This is a genomic window from Candidatus Kosakonia sp. 282A-S69, from assembly GCF_029433855.1.
GTDB lineage: Bacteria > Pseudomonadota > Gammaproteobacteria > Enterobacterales > Enterobacteriaceae > Kosakonia > Kosakonia cowanii_A.
The window spans coordinates 2,689,604-2,704,822 of the sequence record NZ_JAROAU010000003.1 but is presented as its reverse complement, the minus strand read 5'-3'; the positions used below and the strand labels follow the sequence as shown (position 1 = coordinate 2,704,822).

Annotated in this window: 16 protein-coding genes; 13 read left to right on the top strand and 3 right to left on the bottom strand. The window is 57.5% G+C overall.

Going from position 1 to position 15,219, the window contains the following annotated elements; genetic code table 11:
- Positions 1-87 precede the first annotated feature (87 nt).
- Both PU683_RS18440 and PU683_RS18435 read left to right on the top strand, forming a co-directional pair.
- Positions 88-1,653: a methyl-accepting chemotaxis protein gene (locus PU683_RS18440; RefSeq protein WP_277173956.1), complete on the top strand. Its 1,566-nt coding sequence runs from the start codon at positions 88-90 to the stop codon at positions 1,651-1,653.
- Positions 1,654-1,669: 16 nt separating this feature from the next.
- On the top strand, positions 1,670-2,167 hold the full coding sequence (locus PU683_RS18435) for a DUF2569 domain-containing protein (RefSeq protein ID WP_277173955.1): 498 nt from the start codon (positions 1,670-1,672) through the stop codon (positions 2,165-2,167).
- A gap of 44 nt (positions 2,168-2,211) precedes the next feature.
- Here the strand turns inward: PU683_RS18435 and fbp are convergent, their stop codons facing one another.
- On the bottom strand, positions 2,212-3,210 hold the full coding sequence (fbp, locus tag PU683_RS18430) for a class 1 fructose-bisphosphatase (protein WP_023478503.1): 999 nt from the start codon (positions 3,208-3,210) through the stop codon (positions 2,212-2,214).
- 279 nt (positions 3,211-3,489) lie between these two features.
- Here fbp and mpl point away from each other — a divergent pair, with 279 nt between their 5' ends.
- Complete coding sequence (mpl, locus tag PU683_RS18425; RefSeq protein ID WP_277173953.1) at positions 3,490-4,872, top strand: UDP-N-acetylmuramate:L-alanyl-gamma-D-glutamyl-meso-diaminopimelate ligase; 1,383 nt, start codon at positions 3,490-3,492, stop codon at positions 4,870-4,872.
- A gap of 57 nt (positions 4,873-4,929) precedes the next feature.
- On the opposite strand, the gene PU683_RS18420 is transcribed toward mpl, so the two are convergent.
- Both PU683_RS18420 and yjgA read right to left on the bottom strand, forming a co-directional pair.
- Positions 4,930-6,138: an aldose 1-epimerase family protein gene (locus PU683_RS18420; protein WP_277173951.1), complete on the bottom strand. Its 1,209-nt coding sequence runs from the start codon at positions 6,136-6,138 to the stop codon at positions 4,930-4,932.
- A gap of 258 nt (positions 6,139-6,396) precedes the next feature.
- Positions 6,397-6,954, bottom strand: coding sequence for a ribosome biogenesis factor YjgA (yjgA, locus tag PU683_RS18415; protein WP_277173950.1), 558 nt, complete (start codon positions 6,952-6,954; stop codon positions 6,397-6,399).
- Positions 6,955-7,048: 94 nt separating this feature from the next.
- On the opposite strand from yjgA, the gene pmbA reads away from it, so the two are divergent.
- The 10 genes from pmbA (at position 7,049) to dagF (ending at position 15,186) form a co-directional block, all read left to right on the top strand.
- Positions 7,049-8,401, top strand: coding sequence for a metalloprotease PmbA (pmbA, locus tag PU683_RS18410; RefSeq protein ID WP_277173948.1), 1,353 nt, complete (start codon positions 7,049-7,051; stop codon positions 8,399-8,401).
- Between the two features lie 55 nt (positions 8,402-8,456).
- Complete coding sequence (cybC, locus tag PU683_RS18405; protein ID WP_277173947.1) at positions 8,457-8,843, top strand: cytochrome b562; 387 nt, start codon at positions 8,457-8,459, stop codon at positions 8,841-8,843.
- Between the two features lie 841 nt (positions 8,844-9,684).
- Entirely contained in the window at positions 9,685-10,023 is a 339-nt protein-coding gene (locus PU683_RS18400; protein WP_083699312.1) for a glycine dehydrogenase, read from the top strand.
- A gap of 10 nt (positions 10,024-10,033) precedes the next feature.
- Positions 10,034-10,396 carry an SFCGS family glycine-rich protein gene (locus PU683_RS18395; protein WP_277173946.1) on the top strand — a complete coding sequence of 121 codons (363 nt, stop codon included), beginning with the start codon at positions 10,034-10,036 and terminating at the stop codon, positions 10,394-10,396.
- A 2-nt stretch (positions 10,397-10,398) separates the two neighbouring features.
- Positions 10,399-10,695 (top strand): DUF4312 family protein, encoded by a 297-nt coding sequence (locus PU683_RS18390; protein WP_277173945.1) that lies wholly within the window; start codon positions 10,399-10,401, stop codon positions 10,693-10,695.
- 51 nt (positions 10,696-10,746) lie between these two features.
- A complete protein-coding gene (locus PU683_RS18385) occupies positions 10,747-11,523 on the top strand; it encodes a DUF4311 domain-containing protein (protein ID WP_277174333.1) in 777 nt (258 codons plus the stop codon).
- Positions 11,524-11,532: 9 nt separating this feature from the next.
- Complete coding sequence (locus tag PU683_RS18380; RefSeq protein ID WP_277173944.1) at positions 11,533-12,174, top strand: DUF4310 family protein; 642 nt, start codon at positions 11,533-11,535, stop codon at positions 12,172-12,174.
- 42 nt (positions 12,175-12,216) lie between these two features.
- Positions 12,217-13,350 carry an amidohydrolase/deacetylase family metallohydrolase gene (locus PU683_RS18375; protein ID WP_277173943.1) on the top strand — a complete coding sequence of 378 codons (1,134 nt, stop codon included), beginning with the start codon at positions 12,217-12,219 and terminating at the stop codon, positions 13,348-13,350.
- Positions 13,334-14,452: a DgaE family pyridoxal phosphate-dependent ammonia lyase gene (locus PU683_RS18370; protein WP_277173942.1), complete on the top strand. Its 1,119-nt coding sequence runs from the start codon at positions 13,334-13,336 to the stop codon at positions 14,450-14,452. The genes PU683_RS18375 and PU683_RS18370 overlap by 17 nt, the downstream gene beginning before the upstream one ends.
- Positions 14,449-15,186 (top strand): 2-dehydro-3-deoxy-phosphogluconate aldolase, encoded by a 738-nt coding sequence (gene dagF / locus PU683_RS18365; protein ID WP_277173940.1) that lies wholly within the window; start codon positions 14,449-14,451, stop codon positions 15,184-15,186. The genes PU683_RS18370 and dagF overlap by 4 nt, the downstream gene beginning before the upstream one ends.
- Positions 15,187-15,219: the final 33 nt, after the last annotated feature.

The window sequence follows — 15,219 nt, the reverse complement described above, 5'->3', positions numbered from 1 at the left end:
TCCTCTAAAGGAATTCCGGTAGCGGCCGATAACTGTCGAATGGGCTTAATCTACGCCAAAAAGTTCTTCGCTACCGGAATCCACATCATGCTTAAAACGCTTTCGATCCGTACGGGCTTACTTTCTCTGCTGGCTGTTATGACTCTTCTGCTGCTGCTGGTCAGCGGTATCGGTATTTATGCACTCAATAAGAGCTCCGCGTCGCTGGCTCGCATCAACCAGCTACAGGGCGAAAAGATGGCGCGCCTGAACAGCGGTTACACCATGATTTTGCGCGCGCGCAACGAAGCGGGCCAGGCGGTGCGCATGATGGAGGTGGGCCTGCTTGATGATGCAGCCAACTCCGTAAAACTGATTAATAACGAAATCGCGCGCGGCGAGAAATCCCTTACCGGGGTTATCAACGCGGGCGTTGATGACGAGCAGGGCGCGGCGCTGCTGGCAAAGGTGGCGAAAAGCTATGGCGATTACGTCACCCAGGGCATTAAGCCGATGCAGGACGCGCTCAATCAACAGAGTGCCGACGCCTATTACGAACTCCTCGAAAGCAAACTGATCCCCGTCTCCCGACATTTTGATAACGATATGCAGGCCTTCCAGGCATGGGGGGAAGCGCGCGGTAAAACCGAAGTGGCGGCGGTGCAGAGCAGTAAGCGCTTTGTGATGACGCTGATCTTTGTCGTCGCGCTGCTGGTCGCCGGGATTATCGTGCTGGCCTGGCTGGCGCTGCGCCATATGCTGCTTAAACCGCTCGACACCTCCATCCAGCAGCTTGAACAGGTGGCGGCGGGCAACCTGATCGCTACGAAAACCGAGGTGACGGGGAGAGAGTTTAACCGCCTGAATGCGGCGATTGAGGAGATGCGCCATGCGCTGATCGGCTCGGTGATGCGCGTGCGCGACGCCAGCTCGCAGATTGATACCGGCAGCCGGGAGCTGGCGGCCGGCAACCTCGATCTCTCCCAGCGTACCGAATCGACCGCCACATCCCTTGAGCAAACCGCCGCCAGCATGGAGCAGCTCACCGCCACGGTGAAGCTCAACGCCGACAACGCCGAGCAGGCGCATACGCTGGCGAAAGCTGTCTCTGATACCGCCGATCGCGGCAGTGAAATGGTCTGCTATGTGATTGAGAAAATGCGCGATATTGCCGGCAGTTCCGATCGCATCGCCGATATTCTCAGCGTCATTGATGCGATTGCTTTCCAGACCAATATTCTGGCGCTCAACGCCGCCGTCGAAGCAGCGCGCGCGGGCGAGCAGGGCAGAGGCTTTGCGGTGGTGGCGGGCGAAGTGCGTAGCCTCGCCAGCCGCAGCGCCGATTCGGCGAAAGAGATCCGCCAGCTTATCAGCAGCTCGCAGGCGCAGGTCTCCGAAGGCAGCGAACTGGCGATGCAGGCCGGTGAAACGATGGACGAAATCGCCGAAGAGGTGTTGCGAATGACGCGCTTGATGCGCGAGATAGCCAACGCCTCTCAGGAGCAGAGCCGCGGCATTGAGCAGGTCAATATTGCGGTCAGCCAGATGGATGAAACGGCGCAGCAGAATGCGGCGCTGGTACAACAATCATCTGCGGCGACGCGCTCGCTGGAGCAGCAATCACGCGAGCTGATCGACGCGATGTCATCGTTCCGTTTGCAGACGCAAGCATAATCAAAGGTTAGGTGTCATGGCTGTATGTATTCAATGTGATAGCGAGGCGCTGAAGGGCAGCGACTTCTGTGCCCTCTGCGAGGAGCGCGAGTTTAAAAAGATCCGTGGCTGGCTCTATGTTCCGGCGGTGGGGTTGATTGCGGCGATCATCATCAACCTGATATCCATTAACTTTACGCTGCGCTTATTAATGGAGAACTTCGCGCTGATTGGCGGGGCGCAAAAGGGGATCCTCTTTTTCGAGCTGGCGTCGTTTGTTGGCATGTTTGCCTATGCGCTGTTTGTCAGCAGCCTCTTTTTCCGTAAGAAGCGTCAGCTGCCGCGGCATTACATTGTGTTGGTGGGGCTGGGCACGGCCTTTGTCGCCGTCGATCTGCTGTTAGGGCACCACTATCTGAATGTGCCTTACCTCTTTGAGACGGTGAAACCGCTGGTGCGCAATGTGCTGAGCGCCTGTATCTGGATCCCTTACTTCATCGTTTCCGAACGCGTAAAACGCACCTTTGTGAAGTAACGATCTGCCGGAGGGCCATCGCGCCCTCCGGCCATCACAAGCTATTATGCGTCCGGATACTCACGCATATAACGCTCAACATCATCCACCATATGCTCATTGCCGACGAAGAACGGACGGCGCTGGTGCAGGCTTTCTGGCTGGATATCAAGAATACGCTCTTTGCCGTCGCTCGCTTTACCGCCGGCCTGCTCCGCGAGGAAGGCCATCGGGTTGCACTCATACAGCAGGCGCAGTTTCCCTTGCGGGTGGCTGGCGGTGCTCGGGTAGAGGTAGATGCCGCCTTTCAGCAGGTTACGGTGGAAATCCGCCACCAGTGAACCGATGTAGCGCGAGGTGTAAGGGCGATGGGTCGCTTTATCCTCTTCCTGGCAGAACTTGAGATACTTCTTCACGCCCTGCGGGAATTTGATGTAGTTCCCTTCGTTGATTGAGTAGGTGTTGCCGCGTTCCGGGAAGCGCATGCGCTCCTGGGAGAGGCAGAAGACGCCCAGTGAAGGATCGTAGGTGAAGGCATGAACGCCGCAACCGGTGGTGTAGACCAGCATTGTCGACGAGCCGTAAACCACATAACCGGCAGCAACTTGTTTATTACCCGGCTGCAGGAAATCCTCTTCGGTGACCGGCGTGCCAACAGGCGTGACGCGGCGGTAGATAGAGAAGATGGTGCCGACAGAGACGTTAACGTCGATGTTGGAGGAGCCATCCAGCGGGTCCATCAGCACCACGTATTTAGCGTGTTCGCACCCTTCGAAAACGACGATCTCATCTTCTTCTTCAGAGGCGATACCGGCGACGATATCGCGGGCGCGCAGCGCAGACTTCAGTTTTTCGTTCGCAAACAGGTCGAGTTTTTGCTGCACTTCGCCCTGTACGTTCTCAGCACCGCTGGCACCCAGGATATCGACCAGACCGGCCTTATTGATATCGCGATGAATGATCTTGGCGCCCAGTTTTATCGCCGACAGCAAAGCAGTCAGTTCACCCGTCGCATGTGAGAACTCATGCTGCTTTTCGACAATAAATTCACCTAACGTTTTCATAACACTTTCCCTGCATTTTTGAATATGGAGTAAAGCGATTGTAGCCTGCGGTTTTCAGCTTACGGGTCGGGCACGTTCAGCAGCCTCAACCGTCGAAACGGTCACGGCCGAAACTTTCGTAAACGAAAACGCAGCGGACATGCAACAATACTAACAAACATTCAAAACTTCGCGCACAGGTGAATCGCGCCAGCGGGGTACGGATTATCCTGAAATGCATTTCTCAGACGTTAAACATATGCGTAAAATGTGCGCCAGGTTAAGCAAGGATAATGATGTATGCGCATTCATATTTTGGGGATTTGTGGCACTTTCATGGGCGGGCTGGCCATGCTGGCGCGCTCGCTGGGCCACCAGGTAACGGGTTCGGATGCCAATGTCTATCCGCCGATGAGCACGCTGCTTGAGAAGCAAGGCATTGATTTAATTCAGGGATATGATGCAAGCCAGCTCGATCCCGCACCCGATCTGGTGATCATCGGCAATGCGATGACCCGTGGAAACCCGTGTGTTGAAGCGGTGCTGGAGAAGAACATTCCGTTTATGTCCGGCCCGCAGTGGCTGCATGATTTTGTGCTGCGTGACCGCTGGGTTGTGGCGGTTGCCGGTACGCATGGCAAGACCACCACTGCCGGGATGGCGACCTGGATCCTCGAAGCCTGCGGCTATAAACCCGGTTTTGTCATCGGCGGCGTACCGGGTAATTTCGATGTTTCCGCGCGTCTCGGCGAGAGCCCTTTTTTCGTTATCGAAGCTGATGAGTATGACTGCGCCTTCTTCGATAAGCGCTCTAAATTCGTCCACTACTGCCCGCGTACGCTGATCCTCAACAACCTTGAGTTCGATCACGCGGACATCTTTGACGATCTGAAAGCGATCCAGAAACAGTTCCACCACCTGGTGCGCATTGTGCCGGGGCAGGGGAAAATCATCTGGCCGGAAAACGACATCAACCTGAAACAGACGATGGCGATGGGCTGCTGGAGCGAGCAGGAGCTGGTGGGCGATCAGGGCCATTGGCAGGCGAAGAAGCTGACCACCGATGCCTCAAGCTGGGAAGTGTGGCTCGATGGCGAATGTGTCGGTCAGGTCAACTGGGGCCTGGTGGGCGAGCACAACATGCATAACGGTCTGATGGCGATCGCCGCCGCGCGTCATGTTGGCGTCACGCCTGCGGATGCCGCTAACGCGCTCGGTTCATTTATCAACGCCCGGCGTCGCCTTGAACTGCGCGGTGAAGCGCACGGTGTTTGCGTGTATGATGATTTCGCGCACCACCCGACGGCAATCCTCGCCACACTCGCTGCCCTGCGTGGCAAAGTGGGCGGGACGGCGAAGATCATCGCCGTGCTGGAGCCGCGCTCCAACACCATGAAGATGGGGTTGTGCAAAGATGACCTCGCGCCGTCGCTGGGCCGCGCCGATGAGGTCTTCCTCCTGCAACCGCAGCATATTCCGTGGCAGGTAGCGGAAGTGGCAGAGGCCTGTATCCAGCCTGCGTACTGGAGCGCAGATGTCGATACGCTGGCCGATCAGATTGTGAAAAGCGCCCAGCCGGGCGATCACATTCTGGTGATGAGCAACGGCGGCTTCGGCGGCATTCACCAGAAGCTGCTCGATAAGCTGGAGAAGAAAGCGCAGCTGGCGACTGAAAAAGCCTGATAGCTGACGCGTAAAAAACCGCGCACGGGAGACCGGCGCGGTTTTTTTATGCCTGCGTTACTCTTTCGCCATCGGCGTATCGATGGATTGCGGCGCTTTATCGCCCTGAATGGTTTTCACCCGCTCTTCAACTTTTGCCACCTGATCGCGGTTATGCAGCAGCGTATAGGTAAGATCGAAGTGGGTACTCTGACCTGCCTGGAGCTGCTTAACGCGTTTCTGCTCGCGCTCAATGGTCACCGGGTAGGCGTAGCTGGTGCCCGGCTCGATGCCGGTGACGTAACCCTGTTTTTCGGTATCGGTATTTTTCCACAGCGTCAGCACCGGCAGCTGATCGGTGTTGTAGTCAATCGCCACCCCTTTATCGCCCGCTTTATTCAGCAGCGCGGCGACGGTCTGCTTGTTGGCATCGGCCAGCGGTTTGATATTAAAGACCATTTCGTCGAAGCCTTTGGTTGGCCCGGCATAGGTTTGCCACGTTTTCATGCCGCCTTTGGCGTAGTCATTGAACGGGCTTACGCTCTCCAGCGGCGTGATAAAGCGCGCGCCCTCTTCGAGGATCGGTTTGCTGAAGTTGCTGTGATAGATGATCTGGTAATCATGCGGATAGTCGGCGTGGTTGGTCAGCACGTCGTGCAGGCTGAAGCTGTTGCTGCCCGGAATGTAGCGCAGCTCCATCTCGGTTTGCAGATCGGCTTTTTTAAAGGTGCTCTCTTTCACCAGCCCGCGGATGCGGATCTCATACGGCACTTTTTCGCTGACCTCGACGGAAACCTGCGATGCTGGCGTGTTGCCCGCTTTGCCGTGCAGCGTGTAAAGCTGCCCGTCAGCCGTCACCGGATGGCCGGTCCACTCATAGCCGCAGCGCACCACCATTTCGTTGAACCCTTCCAGCCAGCCAAGACCGTTGCGGCTCTCCAGGTTGATAAAAGCCGGGTTTACCACCTCTTTCACCGGGGAACTCCAGCCCATATGCACGCCGAAACCATCGGCGTAGAGCAAATTCATCCCGCGCGTCGGGCTCAGGGCGATAGTCAGGCCGTTTTTGCTGGTCAGCTTGATGACTTTACTGCCCTCCTGCTTGCCGCCGTGCAGCACCACCTGCTCAATGCTGAACTGCTGATCCTTAATGTTCAGCTGATCGCTGGTGATACGCCAGTTTCCCTGCTCAATGCCGCCTTCAGCACTTGTCAGCACCCAGGTTTTCGCCATCACCGGCGCGGACACCAGCAGCGCAATAGCGGAGAGCATTACGGTCTTTTTCATCTTTTCTTCCTTTTTAGCTGAATCGATTACCTGCGTTACAGCAGGAATCTACGTTTTGCGCCGTCAGGAAAATGTGATCCGTTTCATCTGCTGAAAATGAGCGTCAGATGGAGGTAGAAATGGAGATATTGATCGCATTTACTAATGAAATGAAACTAATAGAAGGCGTGAATATGTGAGGTGGGTCGTTTTTAGCTTTAACGTTTCAGCTTAAAAGGGATAAAAAACCCTCTTCGTTTAAAGAGGGTTGCGTGCGGATTAGCTCTCTTCGCTGCTCTCTGCGAGTTCACGCAGATACTGGAAGATCAAACGCGCGGTTTTTGGCGGCTTGTTGGTCTCTTTCTCTTTTTTGGCGTTGCGGATCAGCGAGCGCAACTGCTGACGGTCAGCATTGGGCCACAGATTCAGCACGTCCGGCACCGCGTCATCACCCTCTTCAATCAGGCGATCGCGCAGGTGTTCAAGTTTATGGAAGAAGGCGACCTGCTGGTTATGGCGGTTTTTCAGCTTATCCAGCGCCTGGCGAATCGGCTCGACATCGCGCTGACGCAGTATTTTACCGATCAACTGCAACTGACGGCGGCGACCCTCTTTCTTGATGCGCTGCGCCAGCTCAATGGCGTCGCGCAGATCCTGGTCGAGCGGGATCTTATCCAGCGCGTTTTTTCCCAGGTCTACCATTTCGGCGCCAAGCTGCTTTAACTCTTCAGCATCGCGCTTAATTTCACTCTTACTGACCCAGATGATCTCATCATCTTCGTCTTCGCTCTCGTTACCGGGCACGTCGTCGAGCCAGTCGTCGGGCTGCTTTGTCATCTCAGGCTCCTTAAAAAAGAGGCTAATGTTACCAGTTAAGGCGCGCACTGAAAAACGGTTCTCTGTTAGACTTCAAAGATTCTCTCCCTTAATTATGGCATTGGCGATGAAAGTAATCACACAAGTGGCACAACAGCGCAAAGTTCTGGAAGAAGCGGTCGCAACCGCGCTTGATCTGGCCTCAGGTCGTTCGGATGGCGCGGAAGTGGCGGTCAGCAAAACCACCGGTATCGGCGTCAGCACCCGCTATGGTGAAGTGGAGAATGTCGAATTTAACAGCGATGGTGCTCTGGGCATCACCGTTTATCATCAGAACCGCAAAGGCAGCGCCTCGTCAACGGATCTCAGCCCGGAGGCGATTGCCCGCACGGTGCAGGCGGCGCTCGATATTGCCCGCTACACCTCGCCAGACCCGTTTGCTGGCGTGGCAGAAAAAGAGCTGCTGGCCTTTGACGCGCCGGATCTCGATCTTTTCCACCCGGCGGAAGTGACTCCCGATGAAGCGATTGAGTGGGCGGCGCGCGCCGAGCAGGCGGCGCTGAAAGCGGACAAACGCATCAGCAATACCGAAGGCGGCAGCTTCAACAGCCACTACGGCATTAAAGTCTTCGGCAATAGCCACGGCATGCTGCAGAGCTACTGCTCCAGCCGCCACTCGCTGTCGAGCAGCGTGATTGCCGAAGCGAATGGCGATATGGAGCGCGATTACGCCTACACCATTAGCCGCGATATCAACGAGTTAAAAACACCAGAGTGGGTGGGTGAAGAGTGCGCCCGCCGTACGTTGTCGCGCCTCTCGCCGCGTAAACTGTCGACCATGAAAGCGCCGGTCATTTTCGCTAATGAAGTGGCGACCGGGCTTTTTGGACACCTGGTTGGCGCGATTGCCGGCGGCGCGGTCTATCGCAAATCTACCTTTTTACTCGATTACCTCGGCAAGCAGATCCTGCCGGAGTGGTTAACCATTGAAGAGCATCCGCACCTGCGTAAAGGGCTGGCCTCCACACCGTTCGACAGCGAAGGCGTGCGCACCGAGCGCCGCGATATCGTGAAAGAGGGCGTGCTGATGCAGTGGCTACTGACCAGCTACGCGGCGCGCAAACTGGGGCTGAAAAGCACCGGCCACGCGGGCGGTATTCACAACTGGCGCATCGCCGGGCGTGGGTTGAGCTTTGAACAGATGCTGAAAGAGATGGGCACCGGTCTTGTGGTCACTGAGCTGATGGGCCAGGGCGTGAGCGGCATCACCGGCGATTATTCGCGAGGCGCGTCGGGTTTCTGGGTAGAGAACGGTGAAATTCAGTATCCAGTGAGCGAAATTACCATTGCTGGCAACCTGAAGGATATGTGGCGCAATATTGTTACCATCGGTGACGATATTGAACAGCGCAGTAACATCCAGTGTGGTTCAGTGTTGCTGCCGGAGATGAAGATCGCCGGACAATAACTCGTGGCGCGGCGTTCTGCGCCTTTAAGCGTGATAATAAAAAAGGAAATGAGCAATGCGTAAAAACCTGTTAGCGATCCTTGCAGTGTCGTCGTTGTTTGTGGGTTCAGCGGTGTTTGCCGCTGACCTTGAAGATGATATGGAAACGCTGAATGACAACTATAAAGTGGTGCAGAAAACCGACGATGCGTCTGAGTTGAAAGAGGCGTTAGGGAAAATGCGCACCGCCGCGCAGGACGCCCAGAAAGAGACGCCGCCGAAGCTGGAAGGGAAAGCGCCGGACAGCCCGGAGATGAAGGATTTCCGCCACGGTTTTGATATTTTGATTACTCAGATCGACGGCGCGCTGAAGCTGGCGAACGAGGGCAAAGTGAAAGAGGCGAAGGCTGCTGCGAAGGAGATTGCCGGTACCCGCAATACCTATCATCAGAAATTCCGCTGATCGAATTCCATCGGGAAAGAGCCGCCACCTCACCGTCGCGGCTCTTTTTTTATGCCGTTTTCCGGCTTACGTGATGCGCCGTTGTAGGCCGGATAAGGCGCAGCCGCCATTCGGGAATGGGGTTTGCATATGACTCTGGTGGTATTGTTCCGTTCACCATGCGGTGGGGAGTTTCATTAACCACTCATGCGGTGAACGGGACAAGGGGGGGACCGCTCCCCCCTTGTCAATCCCCGCGGCCCCGCGAGGAAATCGGTGCTGCGCACTGCGCTCACCTCCCGCGTGCCTGACTGCGGCCGGCTCGACTCGACTTGCTCGCCCGTTCCGGGACTCGCTCCCTGTCTCGGTTCGCCTCTGTCCGCCATCCATGGCGTCCAGACCTTGTCATTCACGCTTCGGTTCGCCGATTTCAGCGGGGACACAACCCCTCGCTGTGAATCCACAGATAAAAGCCGCACCAGTGTCGCTGAAGGCGCGTTTTGGTAGGCCGGATAAGCAGTACGCGCCATCCGGCAATGGTGCCGCGGAAACATTGCCGGATGGCGGCTCCGCCTTATCCGGCCTACGCCGTTTCAGCAACTCCCCCAATAAGCAAACCTTATCTCCCTCACACTTTCCTCGCGTGCTTGCCCCTTTTTTTCTGCTCTATAAGGCGCCAAATCCTGCCCGCATCACCCAACTCTGTGACCGCCGTTCAGTGAAAAATCCCTCCGTGTGCTTTTTTTGTGGCGCAGATCACTAACACCCTCCCGGTTTCCACTTCGAAGTGGAAAACTCCTCGCTACAAACTCCCTCTTTGCGCCGTTAGCTTTACTCCTGAGCCATCAACGGGGTACGACGAGTGAATAACGGAGCGGTAATGAACGATGCGACCATGCAGGCGGCGCAAACGGCAACCCTGGCGGAGCGCATGCTGTCGCAGGTCTACACCTTACTTCATGCGCAGAACATCACGCCAAATGCGGTGCAGCAGCAGATGCTGACCTCCCATCTTCGCGCGATGGCGCACCGGTCAGTGACCGGCGAGCCGCTGCCGGAAGTGGATGCCAGCCTGTTTGATGAGATCTCGCCTGAATCGATGCGCCTTGCCCATGACGTGGTAGCGGCGTTTGGCAATCTCCCGGAAGAAGAGGCCTGGCTGCTGTCAGTGCACTTCGAAGTGGCAAAAGAGAACCTTTAAGGAGCAAACCATGGAACAGATTACCGTAGTGATTGGCGACCGCCTGGGCAAAGGGCAGAAAGTTGCGGCAGGCGTAGAGAGAGCGGGCGGCCGCGCGGTGGTGGTACCGGGCGTGGCGGCGGATATGAAACTCGGCGATGTGATGAACGCGGAAAATGCCACCTTCGGCATCTCCTTTTGCGGCAGCGGCGGCGCAGGCGCAATCACCGCGCAGAACAAATATGGCTATAAAGCGAAACATGGTATGCGCTCCATCGACGAGGGCGTTACTGCCATAAACGAAGGGTGCAACGTACTCGGTTTCGGCTTTATGGATAAAGAAGAGTTAGGCGAGCGCCTGGTACAGGCGTGGCAGAAAAAACACGGCGCATAACCATGAAAGAACAGTTCACCACCACGGTCAGGGTGAAGGGCAAGGGCGACGCTAAAGCGCGCGCCTTTGCTGACGCGCTGAACCATGTTCAGGCCGCGGTGATGAAGGCGTCGCCGCACATTTTACTGCGTATTGAGCCACAGGATGTGCAGGTCGTTCAGGCGCAGGAAACGACGCGCAAAGAGGCCTTTCTGTTCCTCTTTCTGCGTCGCGAAAGACGCACCTACAGCGTGGAGCTGGAGGTGACCGTCAACGTGACCGCCATCAATCTCGATAGGGTGGAGTTCGTCACGCACTAACTTACCGCATACCCCGCAGGCGTTGCTGGCAGGGTAGAAGAGGGCAGAATGATGTTCTTAATCATACTAATAAAATCGCTCATTATCGGCGGCCTTGTCGGCGTCGGCGTGGGCGCCGGGGCTGCACGCATGTTCCACGCGCCAACCACCCAGGGGATGGGCGCGTTTCGTACACTGGGCGAGCTGAACTCCTGCGAAGGGGACCCGGCTTCGCACTTCTCCTTTGGGTTAGGCTTCTTCTTTAACGCCTGGGCCTCCTCCGTGGCGGCAGGCTCGTTTACCCAGGACGTTGACCACCGCATCATCCCCAACTGGGGCGCAGCGGCGCTGATGGTCAAAAACCGCAACGTCGGTGAAACCCTGCACGATCCGAAAAAGATGGCCATTGCCTGTGGCTTGATCGGCATGGTGGTCGTCACCTTCCTTAACCTTACGGCGTCGTCCGTTCCGGCGGCGCTGCAGGTGACAGCCGTTAAAGTGTTGGTGCCCGCCGCTAACCTGCTGGTTAACACCATCATGCCGGTGATCTTCTGGCTGGCGGCGATCGACGCGGGCAAAAAGTCGGGTTTCTGGGCGACAGTCTTCGGCGGTGCGGCGCAACTGATTATGGGTAACGCCGTACCGGGCCTGGTGCTCGGCATCCTGATTGGCAAAGGGGTGGAAGAGAGCGGCTGGAACCGCGTCACCAAAGTGATGATGAGCGCCATTGTCGCCCTCTTTGTGCTGAGCGCCTTCTTCCGCGGCTTCGATCTGAAAATGATTGAGTCATTCCACCTGAGCGCGCCGAACTGGCTGGAGCTCATTCACAACTCGCTGAGCGGCAAATAAGGATCTGCAATGGAAGAGAATAAAGGCTTCTGGTACGCCGACTGGTCATTCCCGATCTTTGTTGGCCTGCTCTCCTCCGGCGTCTTTGCCGGAACGCATATGTACTACCTCTACGGCATCGGCGCGTTTAACGAAGTGGCGTTTGTCTCAATGCTGCGCGCGGGGATGGACACCGGCGTTTATGGCGCGGTAGCGGCCTTCGGTGCCAGCTTCCTGTTTGCGCGCATTATCGAGGGGTCGCTGGTCGGCATTCTCGATATCGGCGGCGCAATCCAGACCGGCGTCGGCCTCGGCGTTCCGGCGCTGCTGCTCGGCGCGGGCTTTGTCTTCCCGGTCGCCAACTTTGTTGCGTCACTGGTCACCGGACTGGTGATTGGCCTGGCGATTGGTTACCTGATTATTCTGGCGCGTAAATTCACCATCAATCAGAGCGACTCCACCTACGGCGCAGACGTGATGATGGGCGCAGGGAACGCCTCTGGCCGTTTTCTTGGTCCACTGATCATCTTAAGCGCGATGACTGCCTCGATTCCGATTGGTATCGGCTCGCTGGTGGGCGCGCTGCTCTTTTACCTCTGGCAAAAGCCGATTACCGGCGGCGCTATCCTCGGCGCAATGTTGCTGGGCGCGATCTTCCCGGTCGCACTCTGATCCACTCGGGTGCTGCGGCACCCGTCACTTCTGGAGAGAGATATGTTTGATTTACTCCTGCGCCGGGCGCGTCTGGTGGACGATACGGTAACGGATATCGCCCTCAGCGACGGGAAAATCGCCGCACTGGGCGAAATTAGCGGTCCGGCAGTGAAAATGGTCGATCTGGCAGGCAAACACTATGTTAGCGCCGGATGGATCGACTCCCACGTCCACTGCTACCCCAACTCGCCGATTTACCATGACCGGCCGGACAGCGTCGGGATTGAAACCGGCGTCACCACGGTTATCGATGCCGGCAGCACCGGCGCGGATGATATTGATGACTTCTACGCCGTTACCCGCCAGGCAACGACGGAGGTTTACGCCCTGCTCAATATCTCCCGCGTCGGGCTGATTGCGCAAAACGAGCTGGCGAAGCTCGACAATATTGACGCCAGCGCCGTGCGCGCTGCCGTTCAGCGCCATCCCGATTTTATTGTCGGCCTGAAAGCGCGTATGAGCAGCAGCGTGGTCGGCGACAACGGCATCACGCCGCTGGAACGCGCGAAAGCGATGCAGCAGGAGAATGGCGATCTCCCGCTGATGGTGCACATCGGCAATAACCCGCCGGATCTCGATGAGATTGCCGACCTGCTGAGTGCCGGAGATATCATCACCCACTGCTACAACGGCAAGCCGAACCGTATTCTGACGCCGGGCGGCGAACTGCGCGCCGCGGTGACCCGTGCTATTACGCGCGGCGTGCGCCTTGATGTCGGCCACGGCAGCGCCAGCTTCAGCTTTGCGGTAGCAAAACAGGCCATCAGCCTCGGCATTTTGCCGCACACCATCAGTTCCGATATCTACTGCCGCAACCGCATCGACGGCCCGGTGCGATCGCTGGCGAACGTGATGTCCAAATTCCTCGCTATCGGCCTCTCGCTGCCGCAGGTGATTGCCTGCGTGACCGAACACGCCGCCGACGGCCTGCGGCTGGCGAAAAAGGGGCGTCTGGCCGTTGGCTTTGATGCCGATCTGACGATTTTCGATCTGCGCCGCCAGCCGGTGCTGTTCACCGATGCGGAGAACAGCGCCTTGCAGGCCGACCAGTTACTTACGCCGCTGGCCGCCATTCGCGCTGGCCGGGGCTATCTGACCGAACAAGGGAGGGCAGAGCATGTCTTCGATTTATGAGAAGTACCAATTAAAACAGGTGATTAACGCCTCCGGGCGCATGACGGCGCTCGGCGTCTCGACCCCGCGCCCGCAAGTGGTTGAGGCGGCGTTGCAGGGCATGAATCACTACTTCGAAATGAAAGACCTGGTGAATAAAACCGGTCACTACATTGCGAAGCTGCTGGATGTTGAAGGCGCGACTGTCGTCTCCTGCGCCTCGGCCGGGCTGGCGCAAGCCGTGGCCGCCGTGCTGGTGAAGGAGAGCGACTGGCTGCTGGAGAACCTGCATAGCACGCCGATTGAAAATAATGAGATTGTGCTGCCGCGCGGGCACAACGTCAATTACGGCGCGCCGGTCGGCACGATGGTGGCGCTCGGCGGCGGCAAAGTGGTTGAAGCCGGTTACGCCAATGAATGCTCCGCCGATCAGCTGGCGGCGGCTATCTCTCCGCGTACTGCGGCGATCCTCTTTATCAAGTCTCATCACTGCGTACAGAAGAGCATGCTCAGCGTGGAGCAGGCCGCCGTGGTGGCACGTAAACATAATCTGCCGCTGATTGTCGATGCCGCCGCCGAAGAGGATCTGCAATGTTACTACCGCGCCGGGGCCGATCTGGTGATCTATAGCGGCGCGAAGGCGATTGAAGGGCCAACCAGCGGGCTGGTGATTGGCAAAACGCAGTATGTCGAGTGGGTCAAACGCCAGACGGCGGGCATTGGCCGCGCAATGAAGGTGGGCAAAGAGGGCATTCTTGGCCTCACCTGCGCCATCGAGCACTACCTCAGCGCGAAAAAGGAGAGCGGAGCGGAGATGGTCGTCAAAATGACCCCTTTTATTGAGCAGCTCAATACCCTCAACGGCGTCAGCGCCCGCGTGGTGTGGGACAGCGCCGGACGCGACATCGCCCGCAGCGAAATCAAGTTTGACGAAGCCGTCACCGGCATCGCTACCGGTGAGCTGGTCGAGGCCCTCAAACAGGGGGAGTACGCCATCTATTTTCGTGGCTACAAAGCCAATGAAGGGATTATCGAAGCCGATGTGCGCAGCGTCAGCCCTGAGCAGCTGACCATCATTGCGCAACGCATCGCACAGGAACTGAATAAGGAGCCACGTCCATGAAACTGACCCCCAACTTTTACCACGACCGCGTCTGCCTGAACGTGCTGGCGGGCAGCATCGATAACGCCAGCGCCATCTATGAAGCGGCTGAAGGGCATGTGCTGGTCGGTGTGCTGTCAAAAAACTACCCGGATATCGACTCGGCGGTGGCCGATATGCGCCAGTACGCGCTCAGGATCGATAACGCGCTCTCCGTCGGCCTCGGTGCGGGCGATCCGAATCAGTCCGCGATGGTCAGCGCCATCTCCCGTGAAGTTCAGCCGCAGCATGTCAACCAGGTCTTTACCGGCGTGGGGACCAGCCGGGCACTGCTCGGGCAGCGTGAGACCGTGGTTAACGGTCTGGTGTCGCCCACCGGCACGCCGGGGCAGGTGAAAATCTCCACCGGGCCGCTCAGCAGCCAGGCCGCCGATGCGATTGTGCCGGTGGAGACGGCGATTGCCCTGCTGAAAGATATGGGCGGCAGCTCCATCAAATATTTCCCAATGGGCGGGCTGCAATGCCGGGAGGAGTACAAAGCCGTTGCCGAAGCCTGCGCGCGGCATGACTTCTGGCTGGAGCCGACCGGCGGTATCGATCTGGAGAATTTCAGCGAGATTTTAGAGATCGCGCTGTCGGCGGGGGTCAGCAAAATCATTCCGCACATTTATAGTTCAATTATTGATAAGGTGAGTGGTGAGACCCGCCCGGCGGATGTCCGCCAGCTGCTCATGATGACTAAAGCGCTGGTATAACGGTCAATGCCGGATGGCGGCTGCGCCTTATCC

Coding starts and splice junctions, on each gene's coding strand:
- PU683_RS18440 (WP_277173956.1), top strand. CDS start 88: ATGCTTAAAACGCTTTCGATCCGTACGGGCTTACTTTCTCTGCTGGCT.
- PU683_RS18435 (WP_277173955.1), top strand. CDS start 1,670: ATGGCTGTATGTATTCAATGTGATAGCGAGGCGCTGAAGGGCAGCGAC.
- fbp (WP_023478503.1), bottom strand. CDS start 3,210: ATGAAAACGTTAGGTGAATTTATTGTCGAAAAGCAGCATGAGTTCTCA.
- mpl (WP_277173953.1), top strand. CDS start 3,490: ATGCGCATTCATATTTTGGGGATTTGTGGCACTTTCATGGGCGGGCTG.
- PU683_RS18420 (WP_277173951.1), bottom strand. CDS start 6,138: ATGAAAAAGACCGTAATGCTCTCCGCTATTGCGCTGCTGGTGTCCGCG.
- yjgA (WP_277173950.1), bottom strand. CDS start 6,954: ATGACAAAGCAGCCCGACGACTGGCTCGACGACGTGCCCGGTAACGAG.
- pmbA (WP_277173948.1), top strand. CDS start 7,049: ATGGCATTGGCGATGAAAGTAATCACACAAGTGGCACAACAGCGCAAA.
- cybC (WP_277173947.1), top strand. CDS start 8,457: ATGCGTAAAAACCTGTTAGCGATCCTTGCAGTGTCGTCGTTGTTTGTG.
- PU683_RS18395 (WP_277173946.1), top strand. CDS start 10,034: ATGGAACAGATTACCGTAGTGATTGGCGACCGCCTGGGCAAAGGGCAG.
- PU683_RS18390 (WP_277173945.1), top strand. CDS start 10,399: ATGAAAGAACAGTTCACCACCACGGTCAGGGTGAAGGGCAAGGGCGAC.
- PU683_RS18385 (WP_277174333.1), top strand. CDS start 10,747: ATGTTCTTAATCATACTAATAAAATCGCTCATTATCGGCGGCCTTGTC.
- PU683_RS18380 (WP_277173944.1), top strand. CDS start 11,533: ATGGAAGAGAATAAAGGCTTCTGGTACGCCGACTGGTCATTCCCGATC.
- PU683_RS18375 (WP_277173943.1), top strand. CDS start 12,217: ATGTTTGATTTACTCCTGCGCCGGGCGCGTCTGGTGGACGATACGGTA.
- PU683_RS18370 (WP_277173942.1), top strand. CDS start 13,334: ATGTCTTCGATTTATGAGAAGTACCAATTAAAACAGGTGATTAACGCC.
- dagF (WP_277173940.1), top strand. CDS start 14,449: ATGAAACTGACCCCCAACTTTTACCACGACCGCGTCTGCCTGAACGTG.